The following is a 17,141-nucleotide window of genomic DNA, read 5'->3' on the forward strand; positions in this document are numbered from 1 at the left end:
CCGGAGAGACGACATGATCAGGCGATACGATGAATGCGGATCGCCTCGATCTGATTGTCGGCCTGGCGTTTTACGTCACCGATCGTGATCAGGCCTTCGTCGGCCAGCGCCTTGGCGTGCTCGTACGAAGACTGGAATGTTTCCAGCGTGTCTCCCTTGGCGGCGACCGGGCGTACCCAGGCAACGGCGCCAACTTTCATTTTTTTATACTTCATTGACCACATCACGCATAGTTTCTTCCTTATTGTTGTAGAGCAACTCAAGCACGGGCGAAACCGCGCTGGCCCCTAGTTTATCATCCGGCACGCTCGCGCACGGATTTTCCCCCTTTTTCCGCTACCGGCGGCGTTTTTTCCGCCACCTCGACGGCCGCTTCCGGCCCCGGCGGCGGCGTCAGCTGCACCAGCTGCTCCATCAATTGCGCGAAGCGCTGCTGCCCTGGTGCAATTTTGTCTACATACAACAACACTTCCATGGCTTCGGCCGCCAGGTCCGCCTGATAGCCGCGCTGTTCCAGGAAAGACACGATGATTTGCGCGGAATTGAACAGGATGCGCAGGTTGTTCGGCAGTTTTTCGCGCGCCGCGCGCATCCAGGCGACGGCTTCGTTGAGCTTGTCCGTCTTCCACAGCAGCACGCCCTTGTTCATCAAGTCCGACGCTTCCTTGCGCGAGGCGATGATCAGGCTGGTGCCCTCATCGCCCATCTTCGCCTTGTCGAAGATTTTCTGCACTTCGTCCTGCACCACCTGGTTGTCGTGGTTGTTCTTGACCACGTAGCACAGCAGGCCGGCCGGCGCATCCTTGACGCCGACGGCGAACAGCAGGGTCGCCAGTTCCATGCAGATGCTTTTCTCGGGCCGCGCCGGGTCCTCGGCCAGCATGGCTTCCAATTCGTCGCCGCACTTGCGCGCGCGCCGGTAATCGCCCGTTTCGTGATGCACCATGCCTTCCGTGATCTTCGCGCGCAAGCCGATCTGCTCGGGCGAGAATTCGCGCTGCGCCAGCAGCAGCCACTGCAGCGCTTCCTTGGCATCCTTCTTCAGGCCGCACACGCGCGCCAATCCCAGGTAGGCGTCCGGCGTCTTCATGACGGAGAACTCGCCGATGGCAATACACTTGCGGAAGGCCTTTTCCGCCATGCTGACATTGCCTATTTTTAAGGCAGCGAGCCCCAGGTTGCGCTGGCGCGGCACGGAATTGGGCGACAGGCGCGCCGCCTTTTCCAGCACGCCGCACGCTTCCTCGTGCTGGCCCATCAGCTGGTAGGCGACGGCCATCTGGTCGTAGGCGTCGATGTAATATTTGTTTTCGACGATCACGCCCTGGAAGATCTGCCGCGCCGCCTCGTGTTCGCCGTTGTTCATGCGGATCTTGCCCAGGCCAGCCCTGGCCCAGCTGTAATCGCGCTCGGCCAGCACTCTTTCGTACACGGCGCGGGCCTTTTCCGGCTCGCCGCTTTTCAGCAGCAACGACGCCTTCATGCGCAGCAATTCCAGCTCGTGCAGCTTGTTGACTTCGATCTGCGCATCGCACAGCCTGGCGGCGCGCAGATAATCCTTTTCCATGCAGGCCTGGTCGATTTCGCGGAACACCTGCTTCTTGTGCCACACGCGGTTCAGCCGCGTCAGCAGCACGCCTTCCGTGATCGGCTTGATCAAATAGGCGTCGGGCTGGTGCTCGGCCGCGCCCATCACCGATTCCACGCTTTTCTCGGCCGATACCATCAGCCACACGCTCGACGGCGCCGTCAGGTTGCGCACGCGCGTCTCTTCCAGCACCTGCTGGCCATTCTTGCCTTCGCCCAAGTTGTAATCGCACAGCACCACGTCGTAGCGCGTCTTGGCCAGCAGCTTCATGGCTTCGCCGCCGCTGGCCGCCTGGTCGATATGGCGCGCGCCCAGGTTGCGCAAGGATTCGCGCAGCAGGATGCGGATGCCGATGAAGTCGTCGACCAGCAGATAATGTTTGTCGGCCCAGTCGGTGCTGCCCGCTTCGGCGGCGGTGGCGTGGCTGTCTGTCGTCATGGCGTCCTCGTTCAGGGCAGGCGCAGGATGAAACAGCCGCCGCCCAGGGCACCGCCGTTTTCCAGGGCGATGCTGCCGCTGCTGCCCCGGTACTTGTGCATCTTCGCCACTTCGCTGGAAAAATACAGCCCCAGTCCCGTGCTGTTGGTGGAAAAATTCACGCCGGCCGCCATGCCATCCATGGCCGCGCTGCCCGCGTCGAGCAAGGCCTGCGTATAGCCGTCGCCATTGTCTTCCACGCGCAGCTCCAGCAAGCCATCGACCTCGCGCACCGACAGGCGGATCGTATCCTGCGTGTAGCGGATGGCATTGTTGATGGCATGCGCCAGCACGCCGATGACCAGGTCTTCATCGAGGGTCCAGATCAGCTCCGGCGGGCACGCCGTCTGCAGATGGATGCCTTTCGAGGCCAGCAGGATCTTTTCCTGGTCCACCACCTGGTCGATGACCTGGCTCACCAGTTGCGGCTGCACGTCGAACGGGTAGCCGGGCTTGCCCACCTCCTTGTACAGGGCCAGCAGCTGGATCAGGTTATCGTTGAGGCGCTTGGTCTGGTACAGCATCTGCGCCATCTGCAGATAGGCGGGGTCGGCTTGCGGCGCGTCTTTCGCCTGCTCGGCCGCCAGCAGGGATTCCAAAGTGCCGCTGACCACGCTGATCGAGTTTTTCATATCGTGCACGGTCGACGCCAGGAACAGGAAAAGCTCGGGCGAGCTGTGTTGATCTTCCACCGGATATCTCCTTGGGCGCCGGCGGCACGGCGCCGCGGCTTGAATATTGCCAAGGATAAATTATACCGCCAGCCTGCGGACGCCAGCCAGCCGCGCGCAAAGTCCGTGATCTGACGCAACAATGCCGCCCCGCTTGCGCCGGGGCGGCATCAGCTTGACAAGCAGGCAAGATCAGCGGCGCGCGCCCGCCAGCCGTTTCACCACGACGATCATGCGGTCGATTTCCTCATACGTGTTGTAGAAGGCGAACGACGGCCGCACGGTCGCTTCCACGCCGAAGCGGCGCAAAATCGGCTGGGCGCAATGGTGGCCCGAACGCACGGCGATGCCCTCGTCGTTCAGGGCGCGCCCCACTTCCGCCGGCTCATAGCCGGCCAGCACGAACGACGCCACGCTGGCCTTCTCCAGCGCCGTGCCGATCAGGCGCACGCCAGGAATCGCTTGCAAGTGGTGCGTGGCGTATTCCAGCAGCGCGTGCTCGTAGGCGGCGATGTTTTCCAGGCCGATGCGCTGGACGTAATCGATGGCCGCGCCCAGACCGACGGCATCGGCGATATTGCCCGTGCCCGCCTCGAAACGGTTCGGCACGCCCTGGTAGACGGTGCGCTCGAACGTGACGTCCGCGATCATGTTGCCGCCGCCCTGCCACGGCGGCAGCTGCTCAAGCAAGTCCGCCTTGCCATACACGGCGCCGATGCCCGTCGGACCGAACACCTTATGCCCCGAGAACACGTAAAAGTCCGCACCGAGCGCCTGCACCTCCACGCGCAAATGCGACACGGCTTGCGCCCCGTCGACCAGCACGCGCACGCCGGCCGCATGCGCCAGCGCGATGATCTGCGCCACGGGCGTCACCGTCCCCAGCGCATTCGACACCTGCGTCACGGACACCAGCTTGGTGCGCCCGTTGAGCAGCTTGCGGAATTCGTCGAGCAGGATCTGGCCGCTGTCGTCGACGGGAATCACGCGCAGGGTCGCGCCCTTTTCCGCCGCCAGCTGCTGCCACGGCACGATGTTGGCGTGGTGCTCGAGCTGCGAGACGATGATCTCGTCGCCGCTGCCGATGTACTTGCGCCCGAACGTGTTGGCGATCAGATTGATGCCCTCGGTGGCGCCGCGCACGAAAATGATTTCATTGGCCGAGGCGGCGCCAAGAAAATTGGCCACCTTGGCGCGTGCGGCCTCGTACGCATCGCTGGCGCGCGCCGCCAGCGCGTGGGCCGCACGGTGGATGTTCGAATTCTCGTGCGCATAGAAATACGACACGCGGTCGATCACCGACTGCGGCTTGTGCGTGGTGGCCGCATTGTCGAACCAGGCCAGCGGCTTGCCGTTGACCCGTTCGGCCAGCACGGGAAAATCGCGCCGCACGGCGTGCACGTCGAATGGCGCGGGGGTTTGGCCATGCCCTTGCGGCCGCGCAGGCAGCTCGGTCTGGAAATAGAACGCGGGCTGGCTGTCAGATGGCGATACGGGCAGCTGGCGCGTGGGTGCGCGCTGCGGCGTCGCAAACGCGTCGGGCGCGGCCTGCCCCAGCCCCTGGCCCGCCAGGCCGTCGAGATTATGGTTCGAGGCGGGATAGCCATGCGCGCCGCCGACAAAATAGTAGGGCGACGGCGCGCCGATGGCGGACAGCCGCGGCGTGGGAATCGATGCCGGCGCCGGCGCGATCGGTGCTTCCAGTGGCGCCGTCACGGGCGGCACTTGCGCCGTCGCCACGCCGGGCGCGATGGCGGCGAACGAAGGACCGGGCTGCGGCGGCGGACGGTTCACATAGCGGGGCGCCGCATCGAGCACGCTGCCGGAACCGCCAAGGCTGGGCGGCTTGTCCAACGCGGGGGCCAACCCGGGCAAGCGGGCAAAGAATTCGCCGGCCAGGCGGTTCAGGGTCGCTTCGTCGGGTAAAATGGGACGGCAGGCAAGCCCGCCGCGCCATCACTTGTAGGTGTCTGGGTAGTCATGGTATTTACCGATCTCCACGTCTTCCAGTACGGCCAGCGCATCGTCGGTCAGCACGGCCAGCGAGCAATACAGCGAAATCAGGTAGGACGAAATCGCGTGGCGGTTGATGCCCATGAAGCGCACGGACAGGCCCGGGCTTTGTTCGCCCGCCAGACCAGGCTGGAACAGGCCGATCACGCCTTGGCGCTGTTCGCCCGCGCGCAGCAGGATGATTTTCGTCTTGCCGTCTTCGATCGGCAGTTTGTCGGACGGCACCAGCGGCACGCCGCGCCACGTCAAGAACTGCGAACCGAACAGGCTGACGGTGGGCGGCGGCACGCCGCGGCGCGTGCATTCGCGGCCAAAGGCGGCGATGGCCAGCGGGTGGGCGAGGAAGAAGCCCGGCTCCTTCCATACCTTCGTCAGCAGTTCGTCGAGGTCGTCCGGCGTGGGCGCGCCCGTCAACGTAAAGATGCGCTGGTCGTCGTGCACGCTGGCCAGCAGGCCGTAATCGGGATTGTTGATCAATTCGCTTTCCTGGCGCTCCTTGATCGTCTCGATGGTCAGGCGCAGCTGCTCCTTGATCTGGTCGTGCGGGCTGCTGTACAGGTCCGAGACGCGCGTGTGCACGTCGAGCACCGTGCTGACGGCATTGAGAAAATACTCGCGCGGCTGGTCGTCGTAATCGACGAAGGTTTGCGGCAGTTCCGACTCGTCGCGCTGCGAGCAGGCCACGCGCACGTCCTTCGGGTTTTTCACGCGGTTGAGGCGGTAGATGCCCGCTTCCACGGGCAGCCATTGCAGCAGGTGCACCAGCCAGCGCGGCGTGATCGTGGATAACTGGGGGACGCTCTTGCTTGCATTGGCCAGCTGGCGCGCGGCGTTGTCGCCCAACGCAAACTGGCTCTCTGTTGCTACTGTCATGACTACTCCTGATGAGAAAAGTGAATATGCTTATCTGAAAAACAAATAAAGTATCGGACGTCTCCCCTCTTCTCTCAACATGCTATCGCCATCATCGTGACGCGATTGATCCACGCTTCATCCACCCGCTTTAATCCACCAGTTCCGGTTCGCAGCGCGCCATCAGTCCCGCCAGGCCGACGCCCAGCGCGATGGCCAGTTTTTCCACCGTCAGCAGCGATGGCGTGGCGGCGCCCCGTTCGATTTCGCCGATGAATGAGCGGTTCAAGTCGGCCGCTTCGGCCAGCCGCTCCTGCGACCAGCCATGCCCTTCGCGCAACTGGCGCACGGCCAGTCCAAACTGTTTGATCAACATGCTGTCCTCATGGGTGGTGGGCAAAGGCGGGGTGGGATGGCGCCGGCGATTCCGGCGCCTCCTGCTGGTTATGCGCTTGCGTGACGTGGCTGCCGGGCGCCACGCTGCGGGTCAGCCAGACATTGCCGCCGATGACGGAGCCCTGACCGATGGTCACCCGTCCCAGGATCGTCGCGCCCGCATAGATGACCACGTCGTCCTGCACGATGGGGTGGCGCGCCAGTCCCTTTTGCAGCACGCCGCCGGCGCCGGCTGGAAAGCGCTTGGCGCCCAGGGTGACGGCCTGGTAGATGCGCACCCGGTCGCCGATGATGGCCGTCTCGCCGATCACCACGCCCGTGCCATGGTCGATGAAAAAGCTGCTGCCGATGACGGCGCCCGGGTGGATGTCGATGCCCGTCTGCGAATGGGCCACTTCGGCGATGATGCGCGCCACCAGCGGCGCGCCGAGCGCATACAAGGTGTGCGCCAGGCGGTAATGGATGATGGCCAGGATGCCCGGATAGCACAGCAGCACTTCATCGACGCTGTGCGCCGCCGGGTCGCCCTGGAAGGCGGCCGCCACGTCCGTGTCGAGCTGGGCGCGGATGCGCGGCAGCGCGCGGGCGAAGCGTTGCACGATGGCCAGCGCCTGCTGTTCGATGGAGACCGTCTGCTGCAAGCCGTGCTGGCGCGCGTGGTAACTGAGTTCGCGCCGCACCTGTTCGTGCAGGCCCGTCAAGGTCGTGTCGAGCGTGTGGCCGACAAAAATCCTCGCTCTCCTGCTGCAGGTCGAGGGGGCCCAGGCGCATGGGGAACAGGGCCGCGCACAGGGCGCCAACGATGTCGCGCAAATGCTGGCGCGACGGGAATTCGCGCGCGCCGCATTCCTGGCTGCTGGCCAGCCCCTCGCGCCACTGCGCGCGCACGGCGCGCAATTCATCGACGATCTGGCGCAGTTCCCATTGCGGCTGCGCGGCAAGGGAGACGGGGGGAATGGCTTGCTGGTTCATGGTGGTCCCGGGAAGAAGTTTAATCTTGCAGCCAGGGCAGCGCATGCCAGCGCCAGCCGCCGCTGTGGCCGCGCTGCTGCTGCGCGTCGAGGTCGCCTTCGAAGCCTTGCGCAATATTGAAGACGTGCTTGAAACCGGCCTTGGCCGCCGCTTCGGCGGCTGCGGCCGAGCGCTTGCCGCTGCGGCACAGCAGCACCACGACGGCATCCTTGCCGCCCGCCTTCGCTTCCAGCTCGCGCACAAAGCGGGGGTTGCGGTTCATGGCCGTGCCGGTCGCCCACGCCACGTGCAGCGAGGCGGGCACGTAGCCGACGAAAGTACGTTCTTCATTCGTGCGCACGTCGACCAGCACGGCTTTGCCGGCCTGCACAAGCTGCCACGCATCCTGCGCGCTGACGATGCCCGCATACGGCAAGCCCTGCGCCTGCGCCTGGGCGCGCGCGTTATTCAGTACTTCGTCAAACGCCGCCTCGCCGTGCGCGGCGCGGGGATCGAAAATCAGTTCTGCAGCAGCCATCTTTCCACCTCTTTATTCCGTCGTCAAAAACCAGCACGAGTCCACTGTAGCGAACTTATGTTGTTCGGAAAACAAATTAAAAAGAGTTTGGAAAGCTGAAAAACAGATATGGGGACTACGCGCGGAGCGTCCGCATATGGGGTCAGACCCTCACGCGCGTTGGCGCCAGGCTTTGCGTCAGCTGTGTTGGGGGTCTGACCCCAGCCCTCGCCTGCTCTGCGCCAACGCTCAACCAGCGCGGCGGCGTTCGCGCAGCAAGAAACGGGCAGGATCCAGGGCGGCGGCCAATTGACTCTCCAGCGGCAACGGCTCCCCCTCCAGCTGGCAAGCCAGCAGCTCGGCCGCCAGCGGTGCCCAGATCAGGCCGCGCGACGCGTAACCGAGCAGACCAAACAGGCCGGGCCAGCGCGGCACGTCGCGCAGGCGCTCGCAACGGCCCGGTATGCCGGGGTCGGGCAAGGCGCCGGCCAGCGGCAAGCGGTCCGGCGCCACGCAGCGAAAGCCCGTGCGCCCGGCCAGCGGCGCGTCGAACGGGGCGACGTCCAGGATGTCGGCGATCTTCGCGATATTTTCTTCCTGGTTCGATGGGCGCAGCTTGGCGTCCGCGTCCGCGTCGTAGCTGGCGCCCACGCAGACGACGCCCTGGTGCGCCGGCGTCATGTAGGCTTCGCGGCAGACGACGAATGGCAGCGAGGGCAAGCTGCCTGCGGCCAGGTGCGTGACCTGGCCGCGCACGGCATCGAGCGGCAGTCCGGCCGCCTGTTCAAAGGCTACGGCGCCCGTGCCGGCCGCCAGGATGACGGTGGGTGCCGCCGCGATCAGGGTACCGTCCGCATCGCGCACCAGCCATTCGCCGTCGCCACGTTCCAGGCGCAGGGCGCTGCTGGAAAAGCACCGCGTAAGCAAGGCGCCGCAGGCGTCCAGCATGGCCGCGCACACGGAAGACGGGCGCGCCCAGCCGCCCTGCTCGAACCACCAGGCGCCATCGGGCGCCGGCGCGCCCAGCATGGCGCTCGCCTCGGGCGCTTCCAGCCAGCGGGCGAATTCACGCGGATACAGGCCGCTGGCGGCGATCTGCCGCTGCACGTACGCGTGTTCCGCATCGCGCGCCAGCTGCAGCACACTGCATTGCGCACCTTCGATGGCGGTGCCGATGCCGCCCAGATCTTGCCAGTAGCGCAGCGAGTACAGGTAGGCGGCGCGCACCAGGCGCGTGGCGATATTGTCGTCCTTCGACATCAGCGGCATGAAGATGCCGGCCAGGTTGCCCGACGCTTCGCTGGCCGGCTGCGCGTGGCGTTCGATCAAGGTCACCTTCCAGCCGCGCGCGGCCAGCCGTTCGCAAGCGGCCGCGCCGGCCACGCCCGCGCCGATGACGATGGCGCGCCGCTCGGGCGCCACGGCGCTCACGGATTCTCCGCGCCGGGCATAAAACACGGCGCGCAAACGGCTCTCGTCAAATACAAAACCATGCTGTTGCAGGGCCGCGCGCTGCGCTTCCTCCAGGTGCACGGCTTGCAGGCGGGCGCCATCGGCCATCAGGCGCGCCAGCACCGGCGTGGCCGCCGGCACCCAGGCCAGGTGCACTTCATCGACACGCGCCGACAATTGCGCCAGACAGGCATCGGGCTCGCCGATCAGCACGTCGAGTGTGACGAGGCCGTCGCGCGCGACCATGCGGTGCAGGCCAGGCACGCAGGGCGGCCATTGCGTGCGCCACTCCTCGGGCAAGTGGCTGGCGTCGACGGGACGCGGCGCCAGCGCGATGTAGTGCAGGCGGCGACCGCCATGCGCGGCGCAGGCGGCGCGCAGGCGGGCGCCGTCAAAATCCGTGTCGAGCAGGACCAGCGCGCGGCGCATCAGCGCCCCGCGCGGCAAAACAGGCGGGCGCATGGTCGTTGACCATGCCGATGCCCTGCATGTAGGCGTAGATGATGGTCGAGCCGACGAACTTGAAGCCCCGCTTGAGCAAGTCTTTCGACAGTGTGTCGGACAGGGCCGTCTTGGCGGGAAACTCGCCCGGCTGCCAGCTGTTGACGATGGGCTGGCCATCGACGTATGCCCACAAAAAGCTGTCCAGGGTCTGGCCCTCCGCGCGCAGGCGCAAATAGGCTTGCGCATTCGTGATGGCGGCCGCCACCTTCAGGCGGTTGCGCACGATGCCGGGGTCCGCCAGCAGCTGCGCCACCTTGTCAGGGCCATACGCGGCGATCTTTTCCGCATCCCAGTCATCGAAAGCGGCGCGGTAGGTGTCGCGCTTGTTGAGGATGGTTTCCCAGCTCAGGCCCGCCTGCGCCCCTTCCAGGTTCAGCATCTCGAACAGCCGGCGCTCGTCGTGGCAGGGCACGCCCCACTCCGTGTCGTGATACGCAAGGTAGCGGGGATTGGCCGGATTGGCCCAGGAGCAGCGGGTAATGGTCATGGTCGTCGTCTTCATGTGCAGGCAAGTCCCAGTATAGATTATCGGCCGCGCAGGATGCGTCCCAGTTCCTGCAAGCCGTGCGCCATCTCGGCCGGGGGATGGCGGCAAAGCCCAGCAGCAGCCCGCGCGGCGTGGCGCAGGCGGCGCCGGCGTCAGGGTCGGCATAGTGGCCCAGCGGACGCAATTCGATGCCCCGCGCCAGGCCCGCGCGCGACACCGCTTCTTCATCGTGATCGCCGCGAAAATAGGCGCACAGTTCCAGGCCGCTGTCGGCCGGGCCGCACGCGAGCTGGTCGCCCAGTTCGCGCGCCAGGCCGCGCACCAGCAGATCGCGCCGTTCGGCATTGCTGTCGCGCGTGCGGCGGATATGCCGGCCGAAGTGGCCCTCGGCGATGAAGTCGGCCAGCGCCATCTGCGGCACGATGGCCGTGTGCCGGTCCATCACGGCCTTGGCCTGCACCAGCGCCTCGGCCAGCGCGGGCGGCGCCACCATGTAACCGAGGCGCAGGCCGGGAAACAGCACTTTCGACAGGGTGCCCACGTACACCACGCAGCCGGCCCGGTCCAGGCTTTGCAGCGACGCCAGCGGCGCGCCCGTGTAGCGGTATTCGCTGTCGTAATCGTCTTCCACCAGCCAGGCTTTATTGTGCGCGGCCCAGGCCAGCAGGGCCAGGCGGCGGGGCAAGCTCATGCTCACGCCCAGCGGCATCTGGTGCGATGGCGTCACGTAGGCCAGCTTCGCCTGCGGACAGTGCGCCACGCCGTAGGCCACGTCCAGCCCCTGCGCATCGACGGGGACGGGAAACACGCGCGCGCCGGCCGCGCGCAGGGCCGCTGGCGCCCCGGTAGCCGGGCGACTCCATCCAGGCAGCATCGCCGGGCGCCAGCAAAATAGTCGACAGCATGAACAGCGCCTGCTGCGAACCGGACGTGATGACGATCTGCTGTGGCGTGCACTGGACGCCGCGCGAGGCCTTCAGGTACACGCACAGCAGTTCGCGCAGCGGCAGGTAGCCGGCCGGGTCGCTGTAGCCGAACTGGTGGTCGGGGCGGCGCCAGCGCCGCGCTTCCAGGCGGTTCCACACGTCAAATGGAAAATGGTCGATGCGCGGCATGCCGACGCGGAAAGCGCGCAGCGGCCCCCGGTGGAACGCCACCTGGCGCATGGCCGCCACCACGCCCTGCCCGCGCACCGACAGGGCCCGCAGCAGGCCGGGCGTAGCGGCCGGCGGCACAGGCAGCGGCACCTCACGGCTGACAAAGGTGCCGCGTCCGACGGCGCCATCGAGATAGCCTTCGGCCGTCAGCAGCGCATACGCATTGAGCACCGTCTGGCGCGACACGGCCAGCAGGCGGCAAAAATCGCGCGTGGGCGGCAGCTGCATGCCGGGATGCATGCGGCCGTCGAGAATGGCCGCCTTGATGGCCGCATACAGCTGGCGGAACAGCGGTTCGACGGCGCCGCGCTGCAGCGGCAAGGTGGCGATGATCGGGTTCAGGTGGGAAGCTGGCATAGTGGGGTGGGGCTCATGAATTGGTAGCTTCAAGATAGCACTTATTGGCTGTTTTAAATAGCCAAGACTGGCGCTAAGATGGCGCATCCCTTCTACTCTTGCGGAGCACCCATGCATCAGTTTTTCGCCACCGTGGCCTGGCAGCGCGACGGCCAGGATTTCGCCGGCCAGCGCTACAGCCGCGGCCATGAATGGCAGTTCGACGGCGGCCTGACGGTGCCCGCCTCGTCGTCGCCCCTGTCCGTGCCGCTGCCGATGTCCGTGGCGGCAAATATCGACCCGGAAGAGGCGCTGGTGGCTGCCACGTCGAGCTGCCACATGCTGTTCTTCCTGTCGCTGGCAGCGCAGCGCGGCTACGTCATCGACGATTACCGCGACGACGCCGTCGGCGAACTGGGCAAGAATGCACAAGGCCGCCTGGCCATGACGCGCATCGTGCTGCGTCCGCGCATCGCCTTCGCGGGAACGCCGCCCTCGTCCGAGGCGCTGGCCGCCCTGCACCACGATGCGCACGAACGCTGCTACATCGCCAATTCGCTGACGGCCGACGTCGTCGTGCAAGGAGCCCACTGAATGTACACGCCCGCCACCTTCCGCGAAGAGCGCCTCGACGTGCTGCATGGCCTGATCGACAGTCACCCGCTGGGCGCGCTGGTGCGCCACGGTGCCGATGGCCTGTGCGCCGACCATCTGCCGTTCGAGATCGCCGCGCCCACGCCCGAGGCGCCGTTCGGCATCCTGCGCGCCCACGTGGCGCGCGCCAACCCGCTGTGGCGCGCGGCCGGCGGGAGCGACGACGCACTGGTGATCTTCCAGGGGCCGCACGCCTACATCACGCCCGCCTGGTATGCGGAAAAGCAGCGCAGCGGCAAGGAGGTGCCGACCTTTAACTATGCGGTGGTGCACGCGCATGGCCCCCTGCGCGCCATCGACGACGCGGCATGGCTGCTGGGACTGGTGGAGCGGCTGACGGCGCGCCATGAGGCGGATCAAGCCGCGCCGTGGAAGGTGGGCGATGCGCCGGCCGGCTACATCGACAAGCTATTGAAAGCCATCGTCGGCATCGAGATTCCCCTCACCCGCATCACGGGAAAATGGAAGCTGGGCCAGAACCGCAGCATGCAGGACCAGGCCAGCATGGCGCATGGCCTGGCGCTGGGCCATCAACCCGGCGCGGCGCAGGCGCTGGGCGCGCTGATCGCCGCCAACGTCACGTCAGCCAGCTGACGGCCGCCGAAAACGTCAGGAACGACAGCGCCGTCGAGACTAAAATGATGCGGGCGATGCGCGCCGTGTTCGCACCGAAGCGTTCCGACAGCAGCGAGACGTTGCTGGCGCTGGGCAGGCACGCCACCAGCACCATGCAGGTCAGCGCGAACGGATCGAGCGGCGCGCCGAGCGCGATGGCCGCGTGGCCGATGCCCCACACCAGCAGCGGATGCAGCAGCAGTTTTTTCAGCGCCACGGGCACATACTCTCCCAACGGCGCCGGGTCGCTCGTGCTCATCTGCGAACGGGCCAGCACGGCACCGATGGTAAACAGAGCGACCGGCGAGGCGGCGTCGGCCAGCAAGCCCACCGTCTGCATCAATGGCTTGGGCAAGGCCAACTCCAGCCATGACGACAGGGCACCGAGCACGATCGCCCACGGCATCGGGTTGCCCGCCATGCCCTTCATGGCGTTGACGACGGCGGCGCGGCTGCCATGCGCGCCGCCGCTGCCGATGCGCGACAGGGCGATGCACAGCGAACTGGTGATGAGCATGTCGACGATGATGGTGACGATGACGGGCCCCGAGGAACGGGGGCCGAGCAGGGTCAATAGCAGCGGCACACCCATGAAGCCCGTGTTCGGGAAGGCCGCCACCAGCGCGCCGAAGGCCGCATTGTTCCAGTCGATGCGGTGGCTCAGGGTCATGGCGGTGGTGACGCCCACCATGATCAGGGCGCACAGCAGGTACACGCCGAACACGCTGGCGTCGAGCAGTTGCGCGATGGGCGTGGCGGCGCCGAAACGGTACAGCATGCACGGCAGCGCGAAGTACAGGACAAAACTGTTCAAGCCGCCGATGGCGGCCAGCGGCAGCAGCGTGCGCCGCACGGCCAGGTAGCCGCACAGCACCAGGGCGAAGAAGGGAAAGGTGATGGCGAGGATGGTCAGCATGCAGCGCCATTGTAGCGCGCCGCACTGGCTGGTCGCCTGGCGCAAAAAGGCCGCTCGCGCGGCCCAAGGAGGTTTCGGAGAAAACGCCGGTCGCCGGCTATGGCTTGAGCTGCGCGCGGATCTCGCCGGCCGGATACGCGGCGCTGTGCACGTTCACGTACAGGTTGCCGGCCTGGTAGCTCGCATACTGGGGCGGCGTGAGCATGGTGCCGTCCGGCACGACAAACATGCCGGCGCTGGTCTGCATCAGGGGCACGATGACGGGGCCGTTGGCGCCAGCGGGCGCTTCATGGATATGCGCGACGGTGGCCACCATGCCCGTGTAGCGCACGACGCCGCTGACGCTGCGGTCGTGGCCGACGCGGATATTGCTGCTGCCGCTGGCCATGCTGGTATTGGCCGGCACTTCCTGCGCGCCCGTCAGGGTCACGTCATGGCCGCCCGGGTGATGCGGGCCATGGGAACAGGCGCCCAGCAGGGCGGCCAGCGCCAGCACGCTGGCGGCGCGGCGTACGTGTTGTGGCAATGTGGTCATGGCAGTACTCCTTCAACGGACATCGGGTCACGGATGGCGTCCTGCCCCGCACAACCGGGCCTGCGCCGCACTGGTGTCACGCAAAACATCTTGCTGTAGCGTGACAATAACGCCATACCGCCGTGCCCGCTTTGCTTTGCGCCAAACTTGCTGCGCGCCTGCCGTCGCGCCCTCAGGCCAGATGCCCTTCCGCCACCCAGCCCCGGTTGGCGGGCGCGGCCTTGGGCTTGGGCGCGATGCCGCTGCTTTTTTCCGCATCGAGGATGATGCTGCGCATGCTGTCGCTGGCGGCAGGCCCGGGCGCGAACGCGTAATACTCGTCATTGATGGGCAAGCCCGTCATGGCGTCGACCAGCACGGGATCGGCGGCCAGGCCCGTGTCGCGGCTGGCGATGACGAGGCTGGCGCCTTCGGGCGCGAAGTTCTCGTTGCCCCAGGCGATAAACGCCAGCAGGACGGGCTTGAAGGCGCGCCCGGACTTGGTCAGCACATAGTCGTAGCGGGGCGGCTTGGCGCAATACAGGCGGCGCGTCATCAAGCCCCCTTCCACCAGGTCGGCGAGGCGGCGCGTCAGGATGGTGGGCGCGATCTTGAGGCTTTTTTCAAATTCGTCGAAACGCGTCTTGCCATAAAACGCTTCGCGCAGGATGAGGATGCTCCACCATTCGCCCACCTTGCCCAGGCTGCGAGCGATCGGGCAAGGCAAATTATTAAAGTTGGTATGTTTCATGACCATCTCCTCACATTGATTCAACACAACAATCGAAAAGTCTTTCAGTTGCAACACGGAAACTTAGTTACTATCACTTTGCAAGCGACCTGCGCACCCCGGCAGCGGCGTGAAAATACGCAAAAACTCACACTTTCCTGTTTCAAGTACAATCATGGCTGGTTCTGCTCTCCCAATCCCGGTGCGAAAAACGGTGTCAGCCACGCCTTCCAGCGCTGCTGCCCACGCCCGTTTTTCACTCACTGCGTTCACGATGACCCCTTTGAAGCTTGCCGTACTGCCTGCCCTGTTCGCCCTGTCCCTGTGCCAGACCACCACCGCCGGTACCGTCTCTTCCGCCACGCTCCAGGCCACCTTCGTCGTCCACGAAGCGTGCACGGTCGTCTCGCAGCGCGGCGGCACCGAGGTGCGCTGCCAGCACAACACGCCCTATCTGCTGCTCCAGCAGACAACGCCGTCGGGCGCCGGCCTCGTCACCGTCACGTTCTAGAAATAAATCGTTGCCGTCACCGTGTCCTTGTAGTCGCCGGGACGCGGCGACACCTGCGCCGGCACGCGGCCGTAAATCGTCAGCGGCACGCTGGCGCCCGTGCCCGTGCCCGTCACCATGCTGGTGCCTGCCGTGCCATCGCCCCACAGCGGGCCATCGAGCGTGGCGGACAGCAGGTAGCTGACCTTGTCCGTCGTTACAATGTTTTTCATTTGCCGGTTCGCCACATTGGCCGCCACGCTGCCGCCGCTCAGGGCAATCTGGTACGCATTGTTGTTCACGCAGCGCACGGACAAGGTACTGGTGCTGCGCAAGTTGCCCGTCAGGATGGAAGCGTTCGCGAACGCCATCGGACTGGCCGCGATGGTGCAGTCGTTGACGGCCGTGGCATTCACCGTGAAACCGAAGCTGCCGCTGCTGGCCGAGCAACCCTGCAGGTTGATCAGGCCATAGGTCGTGTAGGTGTACGTGCCCACGCCGGCAAAGCTCGACGTATACACGGTATTCGCGTTGCCCACCGTCGGCACGGCGGCCAGGGCCGTGCCGGCGGGGATCTTCGCGTACACGGTAAAGGTGGTGGAATACGTGCCGGGCGGGGCCAGCAAGCCGGCCGACAGGATCATGCCGAAGGTCGATGGCGCGCCCGCCACGCCGGCGCCGCCCCAGATCTTCGCCGTGGCATACGAATTGTCCACGTACACGTTGTACTCCATGCGATTGGTGCCGTTGCCCAGCTTGCGCGGCAGGGCCGAGGTGGAATTCGTGCCCAGCCCCAGCGAGATGCACACTTGCGCGTTGGGCGTGAGCAACTGTCCCAGGTTCAGCGATGAAAACAGGCAGCTGAAGGTGCCCGTGGCCTGCGCCACGTAATCGGTGCCGGAAATCGGGCTGACGGCGCCGAAATCGATATTCGTCATGCTGACCGTGCAGGTGTCGGCCGCCTGCGCCACGCTGCCCCAGGCGCAGCCCAGCAGCAGGGTCAGCCATAGCAGCAGGCGGCGCATCAGCGGCCCGCCCCGGCGCTGGCGGCGGCTGCGCAACGCAGCGGCCCGATCACGGGCAAGCCGCCCGCCGCCGGGCGCACATAGACAAACCGCACCGTGCACGTACTGTCGCCCTCGCCGACTTGCAGCTGATTCTGCTCGCGCAGATCGTCGACGAACACCATGCCGTCAAATCCCACCACCGTCTGCTTGCCGCTTTGCAGATGCAGCACGGGCAAGCCCGTGGCCAGCGGCTTGCCATCGGCGCCTTGCACGATGATGGTGGCGGCGCTGTAGCGTTCGACGGGAAAGGCCGCCAGCACGCCGGCCAGGTGTTGCGGCACGACATTGATATTAGTCACGGGCACGCGCGCATCGACGTCGAGGTCCTCCGTGGCGATGCTGATCTGGTTATTGCCATAGGGATTCAAATTCGGCACCAGCAGATAGCCGCTCCCCCCGTCACGCCGATCTGGCGGTTTTCATGCAGCACAGGAATATTGCCCACGCCGCCAGTGGAGACCAGCGCAAAACCGTTGCCCACCTGGCGCGCCGCCTCGATATGCCCATCCATCAGCACCAGCGCGCCGGCCGCGCCCAGCGAGGAGGCATTGCCCATGCTGCTGCTTTGCGTGCGCGCAGTCACGCGGCCGTCATTGCCCAGGTATTCCACTTGCGCCTGCCGGTAGGCATTGCGGCCCACCGTGCCAGCCTGCAAGTTCCAGCCGAAGCCGCCGCCAAAGTCCGCCGCGCGCTGCGCGCTGACGCTGCGGCCGCTTTCGCCGTTTTGCCGGCTGCCGCTCGTGCTGATGGCCAG

General features: G+C 66.1%; 19 protein-coding genes and 2 pseudogenes. 3 read left to right on the forward strand and 18 right to left on the reverse strand.

The window, feature by feature from the left end:
* Window positions 1-17: 17 nt before the first annotated feature.
* The 11 genes and pseudogenes from ACRHIG_RS31425 to pdxR form a co-directional block, all read right to left on the reverse strand.
* Window positions 18-227 (reverse strand): hypothetical protein, encoded by a 210-nt coding sequence (locus tag ACRHIG_RS31425; RefSeq protein WP_489629032.1) that lies wholly within the window; start codon window positions 225-227, stop codon window positions 18-20.
* A 68-nt stretch (window positions 228-295) separates the two neighbouring features.
* A complete protein-coding gene (locus ACRHIG_RS31430) occupies window positions 296-2,026 on the reverse strand; it encodes a response regulator (RefSeq protein ID WP_489629033.1) in 1,731 nt (576 codons plus the stop codon).
* 11 nt (window positions 2,027-2,037) lie between these two features.
* Window positions 2,038-2,757 carry a sensor histidine kinase gene (locus ACRHIG_RS31435; protein WP_489629034.1) on the reverse strand — a complete coding sequence of 240 codons (720 nt, stop codon included), beginning with the start codon at window positions 2,755-2,757 and terminating at the stop codon, window positions 2,038-2,040.
* Window positions 2,758-2,928: 171 nt separating this feature from the next.
* Complete coding sequence (locus ACRHIG_RS31440) at window positions 2,929-4,611, reverse strand: family 2A encapsulin nanocompartment cargo protein cysteine desulfurase (protein WP_489629035.1); 1,683 nt, start codon at window positions 4,609-4,611, stop codon at window positions 2,929-2,931.
* An 81-nt stretch (window positions 4,612-4,692) separates the two neighbouring features.
* The gene (locus tag ACRHIG_RS31445; protein ID WP_070221598.1) at window positions 4,693-5,622 is read right to left on the reverse strand and encodes a family 2A encapsulin nanocompartment shell protein; all 930 of its coding nucleotides are present in this window, start codon (window positions 5,620-5,622) and stop codon (window positions 4,693-4,695) included.
* Between the two features lie 130 nt (window positions 5,623-5,752).
* Window positions 5,753-5,977 (reverse strand): helix-turn-helix domain-containing protein, encoded by a 225-nt coding sequence (locus ACRHIG_RS31450; RefSeq protein WP_086147172.1) that lies wholly within the window; start codon window positions 5,975-5,977, stop codon window positions 5,753-5,755.
* A gap of 7 nt (window positions 5,978-5,984) precedes the next feature.
* Window positions 5,985-6,969 (reverse strand): annotated as a pseudogene (gene epsC / locus ACRHIG_RS31455) (serine O-acetyltransferase EpsC).
* A 19-nt stretch (window positions 6,970-6,988) separates the two neighbouring features.
* On the reverse strand, window positions 6,989-7,486 hold the full coding sequence (locus tag ACRHIG_RS31460) for a rhodanese-like domain-containing protein (protein WP_489629036.1): 498 nt from the start codon (window positions 7,484-7,486) through the stop codon (window positions 6,989-6,991).
* 228 nt (window positions 7,487-7,714) lie between these two features.
* Window positions 7,715-9,379 (reverse strand): FAD-dependent 5-carboxymethylaminomethyl-2-thiouridine(34) oxidoreductase MnmC1, encoded by a 1,665-nt coding sequence (mnmC1, locus tag ACRHIG_RS31465; RefSeq protein WP_489629037.1) that lies wholly within the window; start codon window positions 9,377-9,379, stop codon window positions 7,715-7,717.
* Window positions 9,309-9,833, reverse strand: a complete 525-nt coding sequence (locus ACRHIG_RS31470) for a DNA-3-methyladenine glycosylase I (protein ID WP_489629038.1) — start codon at window positions 9,831-9,833, stop codon at window positions 9,309-9,311. The genes mnmC1 and ACRHIG_RS31470 overlap by 71 nt, the downstream gene beginning before the upstream one ends.
* Window positions 9,715-11,611 (reverse strand): annotated as a pseudogene (pdxR, locus tag ACRHIG_RS31475) (MocR-like pyridoxine biosynthesis transcription factor PdxR). Before pdxR ends, ACRHIG_RS31470 begins: the two are co-directional and overlap by 119 nt.
* On the opposite strand from pdxR, the gene ACRHIG_RS31480 reads away from it, so the two are divergent.
* Together ACRHIG_RS31480 and ACRHIG_RS31485 are read left to right on the forward strand one after the other, a co-directional pair.
* Window positions 11,534-11,995 carry an OsmC family protein gene (locus ACRHIG_RS31480; protein ID WP_489629039.1) on the forward strand — a complete coding sequence of 154 codons (462 nt, stop codon included), beginning with the start codon at window positions 11,534-11,536 and terminating at the stop codon, window positions 11,993-11,995. The pseudogene pdxR and the gene ACRHIG_RS31480 sit on opposite strands and share 78 nt — an antisense overlap.
* Window positions 11,996-12,649 carry an FMN-binding negative transcriptional regulator gene (locus ACRHIG_RS31485; protein ID WP_489629040.1) on the forward strand — a complete coding sequence of 218 codons (654 nt, stop codon included), beginning with the start codon at window positions 11,996-11,998 and terminating at the stop codon, window positions 12,647-12,649.
* Here the strand turns inward: ACRHIG_RS31485 and ACRHIG_RS31490 are convergent.
* The 4 genes from ACRHIG_RS31490 to ACRHIG_RS31505 all read right to left on the reverse strand — a co-directional run bounded on the left by ACRHIG_RS31490 (window position 12,633) and on the right by ACRHIG_RS31505 (window position 15,103).
* Entirely contained in the window at window positions 12,633-13,586 is a 954-nt protein-coding gene (locus ACRHIG_RS31490; RefSeq protein WP_489629041.1) for an AEC family transporter, read from the reverse strand. The two genes, ACRHIG_RS31485 and ACRHIG_RS31490, sit on opposite strands and share 17 nt — an antisense overlap.
* A 97-nt stretch (window positions 13,587-13,683) precedes the next feature.
* Complete coding sequence (locus ACRHIG_RS31495) at window positions 13,684-14,121, reverse strand: CHRD domain-containing protein (protein WP_489629042.1); 438 nt, start codon at window positions 14,119-14,121, stop codon at window positions 13,684-13,686.
* Window positions 14,122-14,293: 172 nt separating this feature from the next.
* The gene (locus tag ACRHIG_RS31500) at window positions 14,294-14,851 is read right to left on the reverse strand and encodes a winged helix-turn-helix transcriptional regulator (protein WP_010394680.1); all 558 of its coding nucleotides are present in this window, start codon (window positions 14,849-14,851) and stop codon (window positions 14,294-14,296) included.
* A gap of 63 nt (window positions 14,852-14,914) precedes the next feature.
* Window positions 14,915-15,103 carry a hypothetical protein gene (locus ACRHIG_RS31505; RefSeq protein WP_489629043.1) on the reverse strand — a complete coding sequence of 63 codons (189 nt, stop codon included), beginning with the start codon at window positions 15,101-15,103 and terminating at the stop codon, window positions 14,915-14,917.
* A gap of 1 nt (window position 15,104) precedes the next feature.
* Between ACRHIG_RS31505 and ACRHIG_RS31510 the strand changes: the two genes are divergently transcribed.
* Window positions 15,105-15,341: a hypothetical protein gene (locus ACRHIG_RS31510; RefSeq protein ID WP_475417156.1), complete on the forward strand. Its 237-nt coding sequence runs from the start codon at window positions 15,105-15,107 to the stop codon at window positions 15,339-15,341.
* On the opposite strand, the gene ACRHIG_RS31515 is transcribed toward ACRHIG_RS31510, so the two are convergent.
* From ACRHIG_RS31515 to ACRHIG_RS31525, 3 genes are read right to left on the reverse strand one after another with little or no spacing between them, the layout of a single operon-like run.
* Window positions 15,338-16,381 (reverse strand): Csu type fimbrial protein, encoded by a 1,044-nt coding sequence (locus tag ACRHIG_RS31515; protein WP_489629044.1) that lies wholly within the window; start codon window positions 16,379-16,381, stop codon window positions 15,338-15,340. The genes ACRHIG_RS31510 and ACRHIG_RS31515 overlap by 4 nt on opposite strands.
* Window positions 16,345-16,764: a FimD/PapC C-terminal domain-containing protein gene (locus ACRHIG_RS31520; RefSeq protein WP_489629045.1), complete on the reverse strand. Its 420-nt coding sequence runs from the start codon at window positions 16,762-16,764 to the stop codon at window positions 16,345-16,347. The genes ACRHIG_RS31515 and ACRHIG_RS31520 overlap by 37 nt, the downstream gene beginning before the upstream one ends.
* The gene (locus ACRHIG_RS31525) at window positions 16,752-17,042 is read right to left on the reverse strand and encodes a hypothetical protein (protein WP_489629046.1); all 291 of its coding nucleotides are present in this window, start codon (window positions 17,040-17,042) and stop codon (window positions 16,752-16,754) included. Before ACRHIG_RS31525 ends, ACRHIG_RS31520 begins: the two co-directional genes overlap by 13 nt.
* Between the last annotated feature and the right edge of the window lie 99 nt (window positions 17,043-17,141).

Source organism: Janthinobacterium sp. C22, assembly GCF_057919405.1.